Here is an 18096-nt window from a genome sequence, read left to right on the forward strand (position 1 = left end):
TTTATCAAACAAACAAAAATTAGCTATGGCTTATAATTTATTAAAAGGTAAAAAAGGGATCATCTTTGGTGCGCTTAACGAGCAGTCGATTGCCTGGAAAGTAGCACAGCGCGCTGTGCAGGAAGGTGCCGAGATTGTATTATCGAACGCCCCAATCGCTTTACGTATGGGCGAGCTTAACAAACTGGCTGAAGAATGTAACGCCCCAGTTATTGGCGCCGACGTAACCAGCAACGATGATCTCACAAACCTATTTACCAAAACCCAGGAGCATTTTAACGGCGGGGTAGATTTTATCCTGCACTCTATCGGCATGAGTATTAACGTGCGTAAAAGCATCCACTATACCGAAAACAACTACGATTTTACCCACAAGGGTTTAGATATATCAGCTTTAAGCCTGCACCGCGTATTGGCTACTGCTATGAAAATGGACGCCATTAACGAATGGGGATCTGTAGTGGCCTTAAGCTATATTGCCGCACAGCGTGTATTCCCTGACTATAACGACATGGCTGATAACAAAGCTTATCTGGAAAGCATAGCCCGTAACTTTGGCTACCAATATGGTGTTAAAAAACATGTGCGTGTGAACACGGTATCGCAATCGCCAACCCGTACCACTGCTGGTTCGGGGGTTAAGGGTTTTGATGGCTTTATTAACTATGCCGAAAAAATGAGTCCGCTGGGCAATGCAGATGCTGACCAATGCGCCGATTACTGCGTGTCGTTATTTAGCGACCTGACCAAAATGGTAACCATGCAAAACCTGTTTCACGACGGCGGCTTCTCTTTCACAGGCGTAACAGCTGCGGTGATTGAGCAGATGGAGAAATAAAATTTAAAAAATTATGTCATTTCGATCAGCGGGAGAAATCTTATACGTTTGATAAGCGCCACGTATAAGATTTCTCCTCGTTCCTCGTTCGAAATGACATTTTTTTACAAATAAAAAAGGCCGGATGCTTGCGCATACCGGCCTTTCCATCACTAATCTACCACTACTCTCTCTTATGAAAACGCTCTTTTAACTTATTTAACAGCAATTTCGCGTGACTGAACTTTTGCTTCTTCTTTTTTAGCAATATTTAGTTTCAATATACCATCGGTATATTCTGCATCAATTTTTGCATAGTCTACGCTATCAGGCAAGGTGAATGACCTTACGAATGATTTATAGCTATATTCGCGTTTGCTGTATTTTTTAGTTTCGTCAGTTGCTTCGGTCTTTTTTTCTACCGATACGCTCAACACATCTTTATCCAAGCTGATCTTGAAATCTTCTTTCTTTAAACCTGGAGCAGCCAGTTCAATGTGGAATTCGTTCTCAGTTTCAGCTATGTTTACGGCAGGCACTTTGGTCAATAGCCTATCGTTAATAAACGAATCGTTAGCTATTCCATTAAATACATCACTGAACCAAGGGTTAACTGCCTGTTTGTGTCCGTTGTTAAATTTTACTAAAGTCATTTTTATATCCTCCTAAGGTTTGTTTTTTATTATTTTCGTAAATGATTTATCAAAGCCAATACCAACCGGCTTTTTGATAAAATTTGCAGACATTTTGTCTGTTAAATAAAATATCTACCGACAAAAAGACATAAAATGCCTGAAAATTTAGCTGATTATAAATATAGCACCCCCATTCCCATCCGCTTCTCGGATATTGACGCGTTCGGAAATGTGAGTAATACCATCTATTTAACCTACTTTGAAATTGCCCGGTCTAACTATTGGAAGGAAATTATTAAATGGGACATGATGAAAGCCGGGGTTATTTTAGGGAAATCCGAGATCAATTACCTGAAACCACTGGTATTGGAAGACCAGGTTAAATGCTACGTGCGTACATCGCGGATTGGCAACAGTAGTTTTGATGTAACGTATATCCTGGTAAAAATAACACCCAATGGCGAGGAAATTTGCACCACTGGCAAAAGCTTGTGTGTAAGTTATGATTACGGCGCTAAAAAACCTGTAAGCATCCCCAAAGAAGAACGCCAGCGTATGATTGACTACGATGAACCGGGGCTTATAACTAACACGAATTAATTCTTAAGTCAAAGTCCGAAACCTTAAGTCGCTTTAATAGCTTTTAACTTCTAACTTTAGACTCTTGACTTAAAATATCTTCCCCGGGTTCATTATCCCGTTAGGATCGAAGACAGCTTTTATACCCCGCATCAGGTTAAGGTGCAGTTCAGAATATTTCAGCGGCATAAATTCTTTTTGTACCAGGCCAATACCGTGTTCGCCGCTTAAAGTGCCACCTAATTTGATGGTCAATTCAAATATCTCGCGAATGCCATCTTTTAGTTTATGGTGCCAGTCTGCATCGCTCATTTCACCTTTTATAATATTCACATGCAGGTTGCCATCGCCGGCATGCCCATAGCAAACCGATTCAAAACCATATTTCAGGCCAATTTCTTTTATACCTTTAATCAGTTGCGGTAAAGCAGCGCGCGGCACAACGGTATCTTCTTCCTTATAAACCGAGTTTGATTTTACCGATACGCCCATAATCCGCCTCAGTTTCCATAGTTCATCTTTTTGTGCGGCAGTATCGGCAAAAAGTACGTCTTTACAATTGTAGGCTTCTAACACAGCATTAATCTTTTCGCAGGCATCGAAGATCACATCCTGGTTGGTGCCGTCGACCTCAATCAATAAAAAGGCTTCAATACCATTTTGTAAAGTAAAGTTGATACCATCATGTTCAATTACCCATTCCACTCCCCTGCGTTCCATAAATTCCAACGCGGATGGGATAATCCCCGCCCTGAATATAGCCGAAACTGCAGCGCAGGCAGTCTCGTTAGTCGCAAATGAAGCCATCAGCAAGGCATCGATTGTGGGCGCAGGGATAAGCTTGGTTACGATTTTGGTAACGATACCCAATGTCCCCTCCGAACCTATAAACAATTGGGTAAGATTATAACCCGAGGCATATTTTAGCGTGTTTGCCCCGGTCCAGATTATTTCGCCGTTTGGTAATACCACTTCCAGATTCAAAACATATTCACGGATGGTACCATACTTTACCACCCTCGGCCCGCCAGATCCATGCGATACATTACCGCCAATAAAACAGCTGCCTTTACTGGCTGGGTCGACCGGGTACAACAAACCCTTTTCGGCCACTGCATTCATAAAAGTTTCAGTAACCACACCGGGTTCCACAGTAGCCTGCAGGTTGGCTTCATCGATGTTGATGATTTGATTAAACCGCTCCATACTGATCACCAGCCCGCCCATTATGGGTAATGCCCCACCGCTTAAGCCCGTACCCGCTCCACGAGGGGTAACAGGGATTGAGTTTATATTACATAGTTTTAATAACTCGGCAACTTGCTGCGGCATATTGGGCTTAGTAACAACTTCGGGATAGTAACGCAGGTCTTCCGTTTCATCATGGCTATACCGCTCCAAATCATCATGATTGGCAATTACATTTGCATCACCCACAATTGCTTTAAAAGCCGCTAATATCTCTAATGTAATTTGCTGGTATGGCATAATGTTATTTATCGTTTGTAACCGTTACCGATGAATAGGCAACCCGGCCCGGCAATGGCGGATTTAACTTTTTCAATTCAACCTTTATCCTGTCTACATAAGGATGATCTACCCTTATCCGATCAGCTATGGATTGTGCTACAGCTTCCAGCAGTTTGCGGGTATGGCGCATTTCTTCGGCAGCAATAATATAAAGTTGTTCATAGTTAACGGTATCGGCAATATGGTCGCCGGTAAGGTCAGCGCCTGTATGGAATTCTACGTCAATATCTAATATAAATTTATTACCCAACAATTGTTCTTCCGGGTAAAAACCATGCAGGGCAAAAAACTCGGCGCCATGTAAACTAACTTTTATCATTGTTCAAAGGTAAATTTATCAGTAAACAAACTATAATCTAATGCTACCTTTCATTAGATTTGCCATTATAACCAACCATTTATGGCCAGAACAGACCTTTTTGAATCTCCCGATTATTATTTGATGGATGAATTATTATCCGATGAGCATAAACTTATCCGCCAAACCGTACGCGATTGGGTGAAGAAAGAGGTATCGCCGATAATTGAAGACTACGCCCAGCGCGCGGAATTCCCAAAGCAATTGATCAAGGGCCTTGCCGAAGTAGGCGCATTCGGGCCAACTATCCCTACTGAATATGGCGGCGCAGGACTGGATTACACTGCTTATGGTATCATTATGCAGGAAATTGAACGCGGCGACTCGGGCATCCGGTCTACAGCCTCCGTACAAGGCTCGCTGGTGATGTATCCCATTTATGCCTACGGTTCAGAAGAACAGAAAAAGAAGTACCTGCCCAAGCTGGCAAGCGGTGAAATAATGGGCTGTTTTGGCCTTACTGAGCCCGATCATGGTTCAAACCCGGGTGGTATGGTTACCAATATTAAGGATGCGGGCGATCATTACATACTAAATGGTGCCAAAATGTGGATATCGAATGCCCCTTTTGCGGACATTGCAGTGGTATGGGCGAAAGATGAAACCGGTAAGATAAAAGGCATCATTGTTGAGCGGGGTATGGAAGGCTTCAGCACGCCTGAAACCCATAATAAATGGTCGCTGCGGGCGTCGGCTACCGGCGAGTTGGTTTTTGACCATGTTAAAGTACCTAAAGAAAACCTACTGCCGGGTGCGTCGGGGTTGAAAGGGCCATTAGGTTGTTTGAATCAGGCCCGCTACGGCATTGCCTGGGGAGCATTAGGGGCTGCTATGGATTGCTATGACACCGCCTTGCGTTACGCTAAAGAGCGGGTACAATTTGGCAAACCAATAGGCGGCTTCCAGTTACAGCAAAAAAAATTAGCTGAAATGATTACCGAGATCACTAAAGGCCAATTATTGGTATGGCGCCTGGGCACTTTAAAAAGCGAAAACAGGGCTACGGCGGCACAAATATCTATGGCTAAGCGCAACAGTGTTGAAACAGCCATAAATATTGCACGCGAAGCCCGGCAGATGCTGGGAGGCATGGGCATTACCGGTGAGTATTCGATTATGCGGCATATGATGAATTTAGAATCGGTGGTAACTTATGAAGGGACGCATGACATTCATTTATTAATTACCGGACATGATGTTACCGGCCTGGATGCCTTTAAGTGATATTTCGATTGGGTTAACATTTTGCTGCGCATAGAGAAACACATGTAATACTAAATAATATTTTTTTCTATTAAGTATTGTATGTCAGGCGGGTAGGTATTATATTTGCTTTAGGCTATTTCGTCAATGCGTCGGTCAACCGTTCCCCCTAATTCCCTCTTCAACAGTCTACTATGGCTGTGTACTTTCTTAGCGGTTATATTTATCTCCTGTAACAACAAACAATCTGAAGAAACTGAGTATTCTAAAGAATTTAAACCCGTTTATGATTCTACTAACCGGTTATTCGAATTGAATAAATTTGATCAGGCCTTGCATTATATGGATTCATCGGTACAGCATTTATCAAACCTCACCCCTACCGATAAATTCAGAATATATGGCTTCCATTATGTAATAAACAATAAGATAAAGCACAATAACGAGGTAGCGCTGCTATATGCAGATAGTATGCTAACAGCTGCCAGTCAAATGACCAATAAAAAGCAATATATTGCTTTTTTGGGCGATGCTAATTTTGCCCGGGGCGACGCTTTATTTGAACTGGGCAGATACAATGACTCATACAGCAGTTACTATCAAGGCTATCTGTTAGGAAAAAACAACTTGGACAACTGCACCCTGTCGGCTTATACCTATCGCATGGGCATGATCACGTACAAGCAATCCAATTATAAATTTGCGGTAACTTATTTTAAAGAGAGTTTTGAACAGAACAAATCGTGTAAGGAAGAATTTGTATCATTTTTTCGCCAACAGGAAGTATTGGATAATACAGCACTAGGCTATCGCAATCAAAACATGCTGGATAGCGCCATGGTATATTTCAACAAAGCCTTACAATATATTAACGAAAACGCATCAAAATACAACAACCGGGCTGATATATTAGAAGTTGCGCGTGCCGTTATTTACGGTAACCAGGCCGAGGTTTTTAGCAATCAGGGTAAATATACAGAGGCTGTATCATTGCTTAAAAAAAGTATTGCTACCAATTTAAAAAAGGGCAATGATAACCACGATGCGTATCTGTCTGAAATAAAGCTGGTAAACTTATATATGAAACTGCACGAAGATGCCTTAATAATGCCGCTTTTAACCACTATCCGCTTACAGTTAGATTCATTACCGGCCAGTGATGCTGAGGCCGGATGGAATTTAGCAGCTGGAAATTACTATAAAAGTAAAAACGATTTTAACAAAGCGCTGCCATATTTAGAAAGATATCATAAAATAAAAGACTCCCTATCGGCCCGCAATCGTACCCTGAAGGAAAGCAACGTTAACGAACAGGTGAGTAACCTGGAAAAGCAGTATCAAATTGCAGATCTTCGTACTAAAGAGCGCATGTATATCTATACAGCAATAGTTTTTGCACCCATGTCGCTAATTATTATTTTACTGATATTCCGTAACTGGAAACGCTCCCGGAGAGAGATGGACGTGGTTAGTGAACTGAATAAACAGGTAAACCTGCAAAAAAGAAACCTGGAAAAGACACTTGCCGACCTTGAACAAAGCAGCCAGGAAAAAGACAGGATATTACGCACTGTAGCACACGATTTACGTAACCCACTGGGAGGTATTGCATCATTAACCGGTGCCATGGTTGAGGACGCCGACTACAACAATGAACAGATAGAACTATTACGCATTATAAAAGAAACTGCGTATGATTCATTAGAATTGATTAACGAAATCCTTGAGGCTACCAGCAATGCCCCAACCGAATTGCATAAACAACCGGTAGATATTAATTCGCTGCTTAATAACAGTGTGGAACTGATGCGCTTTAAAGCCGCTGAAAAAAATCAAAAAATAATACTGCACACGCTTGATGCCCCCGAGGAGTTATTGATCAGCAGGGAAAAAATATGGCGGGTGATCAGTAACCTGATCAGTAATGCTATTAAATTCAGCCCGGTTGGTGCCGAGATATGTGTAAGCATAACTGACGAATATGATGAAGTACAAATAGCAGTTAGCGACCATGGTATAGGCATACCAGAAGATATTAAGAATCAAGTATTTAATATGTTCACTAATGCCAAGCGCCCTGGTACCTTGGGCGAAAAGTCCTTCGGACTTGGCCTTTCTATTTGCAGGCAGATCATTGAAAAGCATCACGGTAAAATATGGTTTGAAAGCGATGGAGCAAATGGTACCACTTTTTATATCCGTCTTTCTAAAACTACCAATGCTGTTTTAAACGAAATGGCAACTCATTAACTATCTCCTTTTAAAAACTTCCCATACCACCGGCCCGAAGCCTTAATAGTACGCCTCTGGGTTTTAAAATCTACATGGATCAACCCGAAACGGGGATGATAACCTTCGGCCCATTCAAAGTTGTCGGTTAAGGTCCACACAAAATAGCCTTTTACATTCACTCCCTCATTTTTAGCTTTTAAAACTTCGCTAATATGTGTTTGCAAAAACTCAACCCGTTCTGTATCAAGTATGCCTTCATCGCTTAAAGTATCTTCAAACGCAACACCATTTTCAGTTATGTAAATAGGTTTATCAGGACGATATGCAGCAAACTGTTTAAGCACCTGGTATAAAGCCGGCGGATGTACTTCCCAACCCATTAAAGTTGTAGGTACATTACGTTTAACGGCTTTAACAAGCCTGGCGTAAACATAAGGCGTAAATAAGGAGAATTTTACTATTTCGCGTGTATAATTCTGTATCCCTATGAAATCAAAATCAAAGGTCATGTTGGCCTCATCGCCGGGGAGTATATATTTATTAATACCCTTTAAAGCGGTCACCTCATTCATTGGGTAGCCTAAACCTAACAATGGTTCAATAAATAAGCGGTTAAGCAATGCATCAACCCTATTGGCCGCATTAATATCTCTTGTTTTTTGCGAATAGGGCTCGATGTGCGAGCAAGAGAAGGTTGTACCAATAGTTGCATCAGGTAAAACATAACGCAGTTGCTTAGCCGCAGAAACTATGCTTAAAACAGTATGATGAATGGTGGGTAAATAATTGCGTAAACCAGTGCGCCCGGGCGCATGCAAACCCAAAAAATATCCTGCACCGGTAAAAACCCCCGGTTCATTCATCACCATCCAGTGTTTTACCCGGTCACCAAAGTATTGTGCACAAATAGTGGCATAATTAGTAAACCAGCCCACTATTTCACGATTTGTCCAGCCGCCCTTTGCTTCTAAAGCCTGAGGCAAGTCCCAATGGTAAATAGTTACCCAGGGTTCTATCCCCTGCTCAAGGCAGTAATTAATTACGTTGTTATAATGATCTATCCCCAGTTGGTTCACTTCGCCTTCACCATTGGGTAAGATTCGCGTCCAGGCTATTGAAAACCTGAAATTAGGGATATTCATTTGTTTGATCAGATCGATATCCTCGCGATAACGATGATAAAAATCGCAGGCAGTTTCAGCTGTTTCGCCGTTTAGTACTTTGCCTTTTTTTGATGTAAACTCATCCCATATGGACCGGCCTTTACCATCCTTAGTGCATGCGCCTTCCGTCTGAAACGCGGCTGTAGATACGCCCCAGGCAAAATCATCCCCAAAAAGTTTTTTATTGAGTTTATTGTCCATTTATACCGGGCCATTGGCCAGGCCCAATTTGTTGATTATAACCGGATAAAAAAAGTATATGCCAACAATAATTTAGTGCATAAAAGATGAACGCATACTTTTTATTACCAGCCATTCGCGCACAATACCTACCAGGCTTAAAATGTTTGCTATAAGTTTCATGACAATCTTTTTTTGATTACACTAAATTACAATGGCTATATAAAGCAGGTCTTATGCTAATATGATATTATTGTTAATAATTCATGCTATAACAAAAAAACTCCCGGGTTTTTCCGGGAGTTCTTACTTTAAAAGGTTTTATTTGTTCATATCACGCAACGCCTTCACCTTATCGTGGGCGGCTTTTAATACGCTTTGCTGACGCGTTAAAATCTCGCGCAGGTAAGTTGGCAGGGAGTCGTCTTCCAATACCATTTTATAAGCCTTCTGCGCTGCATCTTCACCAAATTCACAACTCTCTAAAACGGATTGATTAGATGAACCTAAAGCATCCTTCACACTCATCCATACGCGGTATATTTTACCGCTAATGGTTGTGCCAGTTTCAATTTCACCGCCCAGGCTTTGTACTTCAGTGCCTAACTCCATTTTAAATTGATGGCTTTCACCAATGCAATTTGTAAAAAGCTCCCTTAGTTCGGTATCTTCTTCTTTTAAATCGTTCAGGGCTTTTTCGTATCCTGTAATACGATCATTATGGATCTCTATCAGATCATTTAAATTTTCAACTGTTACGCTTGTAGTTTCCATGGTTATTGATGTTTTTATACTTTGACAACATGCCGAAACGAAAATTGTTTAACTAAAAGTAAATATGATTTACAATTAATTCCTTCCCCGAAACGCCGATATAAGCCAGATGATAAGAAACACAACTACTAAAGCAACAATAATACCTACAGCAAAACTTGCTTTAAGTAATCCGCCGATAACCTGGCAACTGCTTAGTGTAGCTACTACAAAGGCAATTAAAAAGATGTTAAGTTTTTTCATAAGGTTGTTATTTATTTATTGATTTACAACTCCATATGTTTAGTTATTGTTTTCTTGTTTTACAAACCTTAATAATTTTGCAGGTTATTTATCTGAAATCCCCAAATACTGACTTATCGTACATATTTGAAAGATTAATTGTTACAACATTAAACCTTTGTTATCTTTGTTAGTCAAAGATTCAAGCATTCGTTTATTATATGAGCTACGAGATACAACCGGGAATTGAAGTTGAAAATTGTATAAAGTGTGGAAGCAGGCCCGTGATTGATCAGACCAAAAAAGGTTGGGAGGTTAAGTGCCCAAATGACGCTTGTAAAAATGTGATAGCAGCCCCGCTTGTAGATTTTGAAACCTGGAACAGGGTAAACAAAAAGAATGTCGACCTAAAACCTGGTGACAATAAATTTATGCGTTCGGCATAGATTTCACTTTCTTAACTAATATGGATAGGCTATATTCGGGCCATCTTATGTCATCGTTACTTATTTCTGTCAATGAAGGTAGTATTAGCTATCCGGCAGTTACCGTATTAACCGATGTTTCCTTTGAGATTAACAAAGGACAACATTGGGCATTTATAGGAGAAAGCGGATCGGGCAAAACTTCGTTGTTAAATATTATTGCCGGGAATCTTATCTTAAAAAAAGGGGTTATTACACGCGTTTTTACCGACGACACTAAGAATAATTCAGACTTCCATCATCATATAGCGTTTGTGAGCGCTAAACATCATTTCCGTAACCTGTCCAATACATCCGATTTTTATTATCAGCAACGTTACAACTCATCCGATTCGGAAGATGCACTAACTGTAGCCGACTATCTGAATGATATTCAATCTGACGATAGCATCTCACACTACTGGAATTACGATAAAGCAACAGCCCTGTTAAAATTAAGCACTTTAGCCGACAAGCAGCTAATCAAACTATCAAACGGCGAGACAAAACGATTAATGATAGCCGCTGCCTTGCTTAAAAATCCTGCATTGTTATTACTTGATAATCCGTTAGCAGGGCTGGATACCCAGACACGCGCTGAATTCAATGCAATCATTAATCAGATTGCGGCTTCGGGTATAACCATAATTATGGCTACCAGCCCATATGAAGTACCCGAGGCTATTACACACATTGGTACTTTAAAAAACGGAAGGTTTTCTTCATTTTCAAAAGATCAGTTTAAAGCAGATGGTTTATTCGTTGAATCTTCAGCAACTGAAAATCTTGATCTCTTAGCACTGCTATACGACTACCCTGCCGATAATTACACTGATATTGTGCGTATGAGCAATGTTAACATCCGGTATGGCAATAAGCTTATACTGAATAACATTAACTGGCAAATAAAACAGGGTGAACGGTGGGCATTGCTGGGGCCTAATGGCGCAGGAAAATCAACTTTATTAAGCTTGATTAATGGTGACAATCCACAGGCTTATGCTAATAATATTATACTGTTTGATAAAAAACGCGGTAGTGGCGAAAGTATTTGGGATATTAAAAAAAGAACCGGATTTATATCGCCCGAATTATATCAATATTTCCCGGCAGATAGTAGTTGTTTACAAGCTATTGAATCGGGCTATTATGATACTACAGGCTTGTTTCGCCCGTCAGATAAAGCGAAAGCAGCCCATGCCCTGCAATGGATGAAAATGCTTGAAATAGCTCAATACGCACGGCAGTTATTAAAAAATATCCCGGCCAGCGCACAGCGCTTATGTTTGCTTGCGCGCGCTATGGTGAAAAGCCCGGCCTTATTAATATTAGACGAACCTTGCCAGGGTATGGACGACCACCAGATCAGCCATTTTAAAGCCCTTATCGATGCTATTTGCCAACAGACCAACATAACCCTTATTTATGTAACCCATTACGCTGAACACATTCCAAACAGCATCAGCAAGACTTTAAAACTGGACTCGGGTTTAATAATTGGAGATTAGCTATGGTTCGATTATTTTTAACTAATCACCAATTACTAATTCTATTCACTATCTTTAAGTCCATTAACCTATTTTTTCTTCATGGCATTAAGTAAGCGCGGTAACTTTCACTGGCTGATTGGCATTTTTGCGGTAATAAAAATCACATTAAACTTATTTGCAATATCACACTTTGGGTTTCACCGCGATGAGCTTTTACATCTGGTGCTGGCCGATCATTTGGATTGGGGTTATAAGGAAGTACCGCCGTTAATTGCAGTGTTAGCTTATATCAGTATTCATGTATTTGGAACATCTGTTTTCGCGGCACGCATACTTACTACACTTTGTGCTGGTTTAATAATTTGGATAACTGGATTAATAGTGGTAGAACTTGGCGGCCGCAAATTTGCTATTACAATAGCCTGTATAGCTATGCTGTTTGCGCCGGCCTTTGTAGCCAGCGGCTATTTGTTTCAACCCGTAGTGTTCGATCAGTTTTGGTGGGTGCTGGCAGTATGGCTTTTAGTAAAATACGTTAACACCCAGCAACCAAAATACCTTTATTGGCTGGGTGCTGCTGTTGGCTTTGGTATGCTTACCAAATATACCATGGCCTTTTTTACATTTGCTTTGCTGCTGGGCATACTGATAAGCAAACAACGCCGTATTTTATTTAATAAACATGTATTTATCGCTTTTTTAATTGCTACATTAATATTTCTTCCCAATGCTATTTGGCAATACCTGCATCATTTTCCGTTTGTAACCCATATGCACACCCTGCAAAAAGAGCAACTGGATTACAACAACCGGGGCGATTTTATTAAACAGCAACTTTTAGTGAATGGAACTGCGCTATTTGTATGGATAGCGGGGTTTATATTCCTGTTATTCTCGTTCCGCTTGCGCAAATTTCAGTTCCTTGCATTTGCTTATATGCTGATATTTTTGTTTTTAGTATTAATGCACGGTAAACAATACTACCTGTTCGGCGCTTATCCTATGCTGTTTGCCGCGGGTGGTATTGCTTTTGAACGTTTATTAAAATCGTGGCGCCCCGCATTACGTATCGTGGTCGTTATTCTGTTGACCGTACCCAATCTTTTTCTATTCCCGGTTTTATTGCCGGTATTGCCTATTAACCAAACCCTGGCCTGGTTTAGGTTTACTGATAAACTTCATGTTTTTGATTTTGCAGTTACCTGGGAAGATCATAAAAAACATGGCACCACGCAGGATTATGGCGATATGTTTGGGTGGGATGAATTATCTCAAAAAGTAGCAGGCGCTTATCATCAACTTACCCCCCAACAGCAAAAGCAAACCATGATATTTGCCAGCAATTACGGACAAGCAGGAGCTATTCATCATTTTGCAAAACAATACAATATGCCCGATGTGGTTAGCTTGAATAGCAGTTTTGCATTATGGGCGCCTGACCACCCCCAGTTTAAATACATGATATATGTAGATACCAATTATGACCCGGATATTAAAGATTTAACGCCGATGGTTAGCCAGGTGCGTGAAATTGGCAAAATAACCGCGCCCCTGGCAGTAGAATATGGAACTACCATTTATCTGTTTACCGATCCAAAACCTGTTTTGTTTGACCGATATAATAAGGAGTTGGCCAGGAAAAACATGGAATAAATTTGTGAATTGTGATTTGTTTAACATCGACAAAACAAATCAGGATAATTATAATTATTGATACAATACTCATTAAAAATGCGCGGTCTTAAAACTATTATTTTCCTTATCATATCCAACACCTTTATGACCTTTGCATGGTATGGGCATTTGAAATTCAAAGATTATAGCTGGGGGAAAAGCCTTGGTTTAATATCCATAATTCTTATTAGCTGGGGATTGGCATTCTTTGAGTATATGTTTCAGGTACCGGCTAACAGGGCTGGTTTTAAAGGAGATGGCGGCCCTTATAGCCTGGTGCAGTTAAAAACCATACAAGAAGCCATCACGTTAACCGTTTTTATGGTGTTCAGTATTATCTTTTTTAAAACTGAAAAGTTTGGCTGGAACCACCTGGTGGGTTTCGGGCTGATTGTATTGGCTGTATTTGTGATATTTAAGAAATGGTGATTGGGAGAGATTCAAGAACTAAGACTCAGGGTTCTAAAACTAAATTTCTTTCAACGCCTTTATAGTCCCTAATTGATCCTTAGCCGAAAAAACAAAATTGCCTGCTACTAATACATTGGCGCCCGCTTCAATTAACATGGCGGCATTTTGAAGGGACACGCCACCATCAATTTCAATATACAGGTTAGGATTTCGACCGTCGGCCATGTTGCTTAGCTCGCGTATTTTTTTGTAGGTATTATTAATAAATTGTTGCCCCCCGAAACCCGGGTTCACAGACATGATCAATACGATATCTACATCTTCAATGATATCATCCAGCAATGCAACTGGTGTATGTGGGTTTAATGCCACCCCTGCTTTACAACCCAAATCTTTTATGGCATGTATAGTGCGGTGCAGGTGCGTACAGGTTTCATAGTGCACTGTCATATGGTCGGCCCCGGCGTCTTTAAAAGCCTGCAAGTAACTGTCGGGATCGCTGATCATCAAATGCACATCAAGCGGCTTTTTTGCATGCTGTTTAACAGCTTTAACTACCGGCAGGCCAAATGATATATTCGGCACAAAATGGCCGTCCATAATATCCACATGTATCCAATCCGCTTCGCTATTATTTATCATTTCAATATCGCGTTGCAGGTTAGCAAAATCGGCTGCTAAAATAGATGGGGCTATTAAATGGTTATTGGTCATGATAAGATATGATGTTACTGCAAAAATAAAATTAGTTTATAAATAAATTTCATAAACACCCAATTCGTCATTGAGCATAAAATCTAAAATTTTTTGTTCGCGCAAAAGTAATTGTTCTGATATTATCGATGTATTAATATTGCCGGTTCGCAACCATATTATCTTAGGAGGAAAGGAATATAGATTGTGTATATCAATGAAATCTTCATCAAACGTTAGGATTAGATAATCATTCGCTTTCGCAAACTTCCATATTGCCATATCAGACAATGGTTTTATCCCTACAATTTCATTTACGGGCAAAATATCCCATTCTGTTAGCAAGCGTTTAATGCGCCATGAAATATTTTCATCTGCAAGCAGGCGAATCGTCATGCTACTTTAATAGTGCGCTCTTTATTAGCCGCGTAAGCAAGACATGATAATATTTGTTCTTCGGTGAGTTGGGGGAAATCAGAAAGAATTTCCTGATGCGTCATACCTGCAGCCAACCATTGCAGCACATCATATACAGTGATACGTGTCCCTTTAATAACAGGTTTGCCAAACCTTATTTCAGGATTAACCTCAATATATAATTTATAATCAACTGCAATTGCCATAATACAAACTTAATATTTTAAACGGATAGTATCAATTGAATGACTTAGGATACTTAATCACAATTCTGTAGCAAATCGTAGTATTTGCGTATCAGTTCTGTATCGTAGTTAACAAGGGAGTTATATGCTTCGGTAACCAGCTCGGTAAGGATTGATGCGCCTAATGTACCGGCACCGTTGGGGATATCTTCGTAATATCTAATTAATTCTTTAACACGGATAATCTCATAAAGCAGTGCCTGAATTAAATCAGTCTGAGCGTTCCCATGCCCTCCGGAAGAATGATGGTTAAGGAAATCTAAAGGATTATCGGTATTGGCGGAAGTCATTTTAATTGGATGCGCGCACTTAATTAGAATTGATTAGAAGTTTTTGGTATTATTCTTAATTAAGGAAATACTAAAAAAGTGTTTTTGTTTTAATTATTTACATTTTTTTTCAAAAAACTAAAAAAGCCCCTTAAAAAGGGGCTTTTATTAAATATTACTTAATAAAATTAATTAGCAGAGGCTGGTCTTTCCGGCTTTGGCAATAAAGCCTTGCGCGATAGTTTCAGCTTACCCTGTTTATCAACTTCCAATAATTTAACTTTTACTATTTCACCAATCTCAAACACACCGTCCATTGTTTCAATGCGTTTGTGATCGATCTCTGAAATGTGCAGCAAACCATCTTTACCAGGCATAATTTCAATAAATGCACCGAAAGGCATAATCGAGCGTACTTTACCTTCATAAGTTTCGCCAACTTCTGGTTTCATGGCAATAGCTTTAATACGGCCAACGGCAGCATCAATAGCAGCTTTGTCATCAGCAAATATTTGTACTACGCCCTGATTGCCAACTTCTTCAATAGAAATAGTGGCACCGGTTTCGCGTTGCATTTCCTGGATAATTTTACCACCCGGGCCAATTACGGCACCAATATATTCTTTATCTATACGGATGGTAACAATACGTGGCGCGTGTGGCTTGTAATCTTCGCGAGGAGCTTCAATTGTTTTAGCCATTTCACCTAAAATATGCAAACGGCCAGCTTTTGCCTGATCTAATGCTTTCCCTAAAACTTCGTATGACAGACCGTTGATCTTCAAGTCCATTTGGCAAGCAACAATACCATTTTTAGTACCGGTTACTTTAAAGTCCATATCACCTAAGTGGTCTTCGTCGCCAAGGATATCTGAAAGGATAGCATATTTGGTACCCATTTCGTTAGTAATTAAGCCCATGGCAATACCTGATACAGGCTCCTTGATCTTAATCCCTGCATCCATCAGCGCTAATGTGCCCGCACAAACGGTGGCCATTGATGACGAACCGTTTGATTCCAGGATATCAGAAACGATACGGATAGTGTAAGGGTTCTCATCGTCAGCTGGTAATACTTGTTTTAATGAACGCATTGCCAAGTTACCATGACCGATCTCGCGGCGGCCTGCTCCCCTGTTAGGGCGCACCTCGCCTGTTGAGAAACCAGGGAAATTATAGTGCAGCAGAAATTTTTGGTAACCGTTAATAAACGCGCCGTCAATCATTTGCTCGTCATCCTTAGCCCCTAAGGTAACGGTGGTTAACGATTGGGTTTCGCCACGGGTAAATACCGCCGAACCGTGCGCTGCAGGTAAGTAACCTACTTCGCTCCAGATAGGGCGTATCTCGGTAGTTTTACGGCCATCTAAACGTTTGCCTTCATCAAGTACCAGATTACGGATAGCGTCGTATTCAACGTCGTGATAGTATTTCTTAGCCAGGAATTTGGTAACGTCGTCAATCTCGCCTAAAGTAGCGATATAATTGTCGCGCACTTCTTTAAATTTAGCACTGCGCTCGTCTTTACCAGAGGCTGAAGATGCGATAGCGTAAACCTGATCATAAGTAGCAGCATAAATTGCTTTCTTCAGGTCTTCATTATGGTTTTCGTGGCTGTAGGTACGTTTTTCAGTTTTACCAACAGCTTCAGTTAGTTCACGCTGGATTAAACAGTGGTGTTTAATGGCGGTATGGGCAAATTTAATTGCCTCCAGCATTTCTTCTTCTTGTATCTCTTTGCATTCGCCTTCAACCATGTTGATATCGAACTCAGAACCGGCTACGATAAATTCTAACGTCGCGCGCTCAAGGTCGCTTAAGGTTGGGTTAATCACCAGCTGCCCGTCAATTTTAGCTACACGGACTTCAGAGATTGGGCCATTAAAAGGTATATCAGAAACAGCCAGTGCTGCTGACGCTGCCAAACCGGCAAGGCAATCAGGCATAATGTTTTTGTCGGCTGATATTAACGAGATCATTACCTGGGTATCAGCATGATAATCTTCAGGGAATAATGGGCGCAGCGCGCGGTCAACCAAACGTGAAATTAATACTTCATAGTCTGACAGACGTGCCTCGCGGCGTAAAAAACCACCCGGGATACGACCTGTTGCGGCGTATTTCTCCTGGTAGTCAACAGAAAGTGGTAAAAAATCAACCCCTTCTTTAGCTTCAAACGATGAAACTACGGTAGCCAGCAACATGGTGTCACCCATTTTTACTACCACGCTTCCATGCGCTTGTTTGGCCAGCTTACCGGTTTCGATCTCAATGGTGCGGCCGTCACCTAAATCAATAACCTTTTTAATTACATTTAAACTCATCTTTTTTGCGTTGTGATGCACCTTTCATCTTTAGGGGCGCACCGGTTTTATATATTGTAAAGTTGTTTCGAACAAAGTAAAAAAGCCATTCGACTAACGAACGGCTTTTTTTGCAAAAACGCGGAAAGTTTATTTAATGATATCCCTAAGCTCTAAAGCTTTGATAATAGCACGATATCTTTCAATGTCTTTTTTGTACAGGTATGCCAGCAATCCGCGGCGTTTACCTACTAATTTTTGCAGCGACAACTGGGTTGAAAAATCCTTGCGGTTTTTTTTCAGGTGACCAGTTAAATGCGCTATGCGGGTGGTGAATAAAGCAACCTGTGCTTCAGTTGAACCAGTGTTGGTAGCAACGCCACCGTGTTTTGCAAAGATCTCTGCCTTTGCTTCTTTACTTAGATACATTACTTGAA

General features: G+C 40.7%; 20 protein-coding genes. 8 read left to right on the forward strand and 12 right to left on the reverse strand.

Annotation, left to right across the window (positions count from 1 at the left end):
- The first annotated feature begins 25 nt into the window (after positions 1 to 25).
- Entirely contained in the window at positions 26 to 838 is an 813-nt protein-coding gene (locus IRJ18_RS12125) for an enoyl-ACP reductase FabI (protein ID WP_194106462.1), read from the forward strand.
- 194 nt (positions 839 to 1032) lie between these two features.
- Here IRJ18_RS12125 and IRJ18_RS12130 read toward each other — a convergent pair whose 3' ends face one another.
- On the reverse strand, positions 1033 to 1470 hold the full coding sequence (locus tag IRJ18_RS12130) for an Hsp20/alpha crystallin family protein (RefSeq protein WP_194106463.1): 438 nt from the start codon (positions 1468 to 1470) through the stop codon (positions 1033 to 1035).
- A 135-nt stretch (positions 1471 to 1605) separates the two neighbouring features.
- Here IRJ18_RS12130 and IRJ18_RS12135 point away from each other — a divergent pair, with 135 nt between their 5' ends.
- Complete coding sequence (locus IRJ18_RS12135) at positions 1606 to 2052, forward strand: acyl-CoA thioesterase (protein WP_194106464.1); 447 nt, start codon at positions 1606 to 1608, stop codon at positions 2050 to 2052.
- A 69-nt stretch (positions 2053 to 2121) separates the two neighbouring features.
- On the opposite strand, the gene IRJ18_RS12140 is transcribed toward IRJ18_RS12135, so the two are convergent.
- Both IRJ18_RS12140 and folB read right to left on the reverse strand, forming a co-directional pair.
- On the reverse strand, positions 2122 to 3519 hold the full coding sequence (locus IRJ18_RS12140; RefSeq protein WP_194106465.1) for an FAD-binding oxidoreductase: 1398 nt from the start codon (positions 3517 to 3519) through the stop codon (positions 2122 to 2124).
- 4 nt (positions 3520 to 3523) lie between these two features.
- Positions 3524 to 3880: a dihydroneopterin aldolase gene (gene folB, locus IRJ18_RS12145; protein ID WP_194106466.1), complete on the reverse strand. Its 357-nt coding sequence runs from the start codon at positions 3878 to 3880 to the stop codon at positions 3524 to 3526.
- Positions 3881 to 3961: 81 nt separating this feature from the next.
- Here folB and IRJ18_RS12150 point away from each other — a divergent pair, with 81 nt between their 5' ends.
- Positions 3962 to 5143 (forward strand): acyl-CoA dehydrogenase family protein, encoded by a 1182-nt coding sequence (locus IRJ18_RS12150; RefSeq protein WP_194106467.1) that lies wholly within the window; start codon positions 3962 to 3964, stop codon positions 5141 to 5143.
- A gap of 291 nt (positions 5144 to 5434) precedes the next feature.
- Positions 5435 to 7372 (forward strand): tetratricopeptide repeat-containing sensor histidine kinase, encoded by a 1938-nt coding sequence (locus tag IRJ18_RS12155; protein ID WP_194106468.1) that lies wholly within the window; start codon positions 5435 to 5437, stop codon positions 7370 to 7372.
- Here IRJ18_RS12155 and IRJ18_RS12160 read toward each other — a convergent pair.
- The 3 genes from IRJ18_RS12160 to IRJ18_RS12170 form a co-directional block, all read right to left on the reverse strand.
- Positions 7369 to 8718 (reverse strand): GH1 family beta-glucosidase, encoded by a 1350-nt coding sequence (locus IRJ18_RS12160; RefSeq protein WP_194106469.1) that lies wholly within the window; start codon positions 8716 to 8718, stop codon positions 7369 to 7371. The two genes, IRJ18_RS12155 and IRJ18_RS12160, sit on opposite strands and share 4 nt — an antisense overlap.
- Before the next feature lie 300 nt (positions 8719 to 9018).
- Positions 9019 to 9471 carry a PA2169 family four-helix-bundle protein gene (locus IRJ18_RS12165; RefSeq protein ID WP_194106470.1) on the reverse strand — a complete coding sequence of 151 codons (453 nt, stop codon included), beginning with the start codon at positions 9469 to 9471 and terminating at the stop codon, positions 9019 to 9021.
- 75 nt (positions 9472 to 9546) lie between these two features.
- On the reverse strand, positions 9547 to 9714 hold the full coding sequence (locus IRJ18_RS12170; RefSeq protein WP_194106471.1) for a phosphatidate cytidylyltransferase: 168 nt from the start codon (positions 9712 to 9714) through the stop codon (positions 9547 to 9549).
- 200 nt (positions 9715 to 9914) lie between these two features.
- Between IRJ18_RS12170 and IRJ18_RS12175 the strand changes: the two genes are divergently transcribed.
- From IRJ18_RS12175 to IRJ18_RS12190, 4 genes are all read left to right on the forward strand, one after another.
- Positions 9915 to 10139 carry a hypothetical protein gene (locus IRJ18_RS12175; RefSeq protein ID WP_194106472.1) on the forward strand — a complete coding sequence of 75 codons (225 nt, stop codon included), beginning with the start codon at positions 9915 to 9917 and terminating at the stop codon, positions 10137 to 10139.
- A gap of 47 nt (positions 10140 to 10186) precedes the next feature.
- Positions 10187 to 11665, forward strand: coding sequence for an ATP-binding cassette domain-containing protein (locus IRJ18_RS12180; protein ID WP_194106473.1), 1479 nt, complete (start codon positions 10187 to 10189; stop codon positions 11663 to 11665).
- 81 nt (positions 11666 to 11746) lie between these two features.
- On the forward strand, positions 11747 to 13300 hold the full coding sequence (locus IRJ18_RS12185; protein WP_194106474.1) for an ArnT family glycosyltransferase: 1554 nt from the start codon (positions 11747 to 11749) through the stop codon (positions 13298 to 13300).
- Positions 13301 to 13378: 78 nt separating this feature from the next.
- Complete coding sequence (locus tag IRJ18_RS12190) at positions 13379 to 13750, forward strand: DMT family protein (RefSeq protein WP_194106475.1); 372 nt, start codon at positions 13379 to 13381, stop codon at positions 13748 to 13750.
- Between the two features lie 39 nt (positions 13751 to 13789).
- On the opposite strand, the gene rpe is transcribed toward IRJ18_RS12190, so the two are convergent.
- The 6 genes from rpe to rpsO all read right to left on the reverse strand — a co-directional run bounded on the left by rpe (position 13790) and on the right by rpsO (position 18088).
- Entirely contained in the window at positions 13790 to 14446 is a 657-nt protein-coding gene (gene rpe, locus IRJ18_RS12195) for a ribulose-phosphate 3-epimerase (protein ID WP_194106476.1), read from the reverse strand.
- Positions 14447 to 14482: 36 nt separating this feature from the next.
- Positions 14483 to 14821, reverse strand: a complete 339-nt coding sequence (locus IRJ18_RS12200; protein ID WP_194106477.1) for a DUF5615 family PIN-like protein — start codon at positions 14819 to 14821, stop codon at positions 14483 to 14485.
- Positions 14818 to 15048 (reverse strand): DUF433 domain-containing protein, encoded by a 231-nt coding sequence (locus tag IRJ18_RS12205; RefSeq protein WP_194106478.1) that lies wholly within the window; start codon positions 15046 to 15048, stop codon positions 14818 to 14820. The genes IRJ18_RS12200 and IRJ18_RS12205 overlap by 4 nt, the downstream gene beginning before the upstream one ends.
- Positions 15049 to 15101: 53 nt before the next feature.
- Positions 15102 to 15377: a hypothetical protein gene (locus IRJ18_RS12210; RefSeq protein ID WP_194106479.1), complete on the reverse strand. Its 276-nt coding sequence runs from the start codon at positions 15375 to 15377 to the stop codon at positions 15102 to 15104.
- Between the two features lie 167 nt (positions 15378 to 15544).
- A complete protein-coding gene (gene pnp / locus IRJ18_RS12215; RefSeq protein ID WP_194106480.1) occupies positions 15545 to 17680 on the reverse strand; it encodes a polyribonucleotide nucleotidyltransferase in 2136 nt (711 codons plus the stop codon).
- Positions 17681 to 17809: 129 nt separating this feature from the next.
- Positions 17810 to 18088, reverse strand: coding sequence for a 30S ribosomal protein S15 (gene rpsO, locus IRJ18_RS12220; RefSeq protein ID WP_194106481.1), 279 nt, complete (start codon positions 18086 to 18088; stop codon positions 17810 to 17812).
- Positions 18089 to 18096: the final 8 nt, after the last annotated feature.

This window comes from Mucilaginibacter boryungensis, from assembly GCF_015221995.1.
Taxonomy (GTDB): domain Bacteria; phylum Bacteroidota; class Bacteroidia; order Sphingobacteriales; family Sphingobacteriaceae; genus Mucilaginibacter; species Mucilaginibacter boryungensis.

Coding starts and splice junctions, on each gene's coding strand:
- IRJ18_RS12170 (WP_194106471.1), bottom strand. CDS start 9,714: ATGAAAAAACTTAACATCTTTTTAATTGCCTTTGTAGTAGCTACACTA.
- IRJ18_RS12185 (WP_194106474.1), top strand. CDS start 11,747: ATGGCATTAAGTAAGCGCGGTAACTTTCACTGGCTGATTGGCATTTTT.
- IRJ18_RS12150 (WP_194106467.1), top strand. CDS start 3,962: ATGGCCAGAACAGACCTTTTTGAATCTCCCGATTATTATTTGATGGAT.
- IRJ18_RS12130 (WP_194106463.1), bottom strand. CDS start 1,470: ATGACTTTAGTAAAATTTAACAACGGACACAAACAGGCAGTTAACCCT.
- IRJ18_RS12160 (WP_194106469.1), bottom strand. CDS start 8,718: ATGGACAATAAACTCAATAAAAAACTTTTTGGGGATGATTTTGCCTGG.
- IRJ18_RS12180 (WP_194106473.1), top strand. CDS start 10,187: ATGTCATCGTTACTTATTTCTGTCAATGAAGGTAGTATTAGCTATCCG.
- IRJ18_RS12205 (WP_194106478.1), bottom strand. CDS start 15,048: ATGGCAATTGCAGTTGATTATAAATTATATATTGAGGTTAATCCTGAA.
- IRJ18_RS12140 (WP_194106465.1), bottom strand. CDS start 3,519: ATGCCATACCAGCAAATTACATTAGAGATATTAGCGGCTTTTAAAGCA.
- IRJ18_RS12200 (WP_194106477.1), bottom strand. CDS start 14,821: ATGACGATTCGCCTGCTTGCAGATGAAAATATTTCATGGCGCATTAAA.
- rpe (WP_194106476.1), bottom strand. CDS start 14,446: ATGACCAATAACCATTTAATAGCCCCATCTATTTTAGCAGCCGATTTT.
- folB (WP_194106466.1), bottom strand. CDS start 3,880: ATGATAAAAGTTAGTTTACATGGCGCCGAGTTTTTTGCCCTGCATGGT.
- pnp (WP_194106480.1), bottom strand. CDS start 17,680: ATGAGTTTAAATGTAATTAAAAAGGTTATTGATTTAGGTGACGGCCGC.
- rpsO (WP_194106481.1), bottom strand. CDS start 18,088: ATGTATCTAAGTAAAGAAGCAAAGGCAGAGATCTTTGCAAAACACGGT.
- IRJ18_RS12190 (WP_194106475.1), top strand. CDS start 13,379: ATGCGCGGTCTTAAAACTATTATTTTCCTTATCATATCCAACACCTTT.
- IRJ18_RS12125 (WP_194106462.1), top strand. CDS start 26: ATGGCTTATAATTTATTAAAAGGTAAAAAAGGGATCATCTTTGGTGCG.
- IRJ18_RS12175 (WP_194106472.1), top strand. CDS start 9,915: ATGAGCTACGAGATACAACCGGGAATTGAAGTTGAAAATTGTATAAAG.
- IRJ18_RS12165 (WP_194106470.1), bottom strand. CDS start 9,471: ATGGAAACTACAAGCGTAACAGTTGAAAATTTAAATGATCTGATAGAG.
- IRJ18_RS12210 (WP_194106479.1), bottom strand. CDS start 15,377: ATGACTTCCGCCAATACCGATAATCCTTTAGATTTCCTTAACCATCAT.
- IRJ18_RS12135 (WP_194106464.1), top strand. CDS start 1,606: ATGCCTGAAAATTTAGCTGATTATAAATATAGCACCCCCATTCCCATC.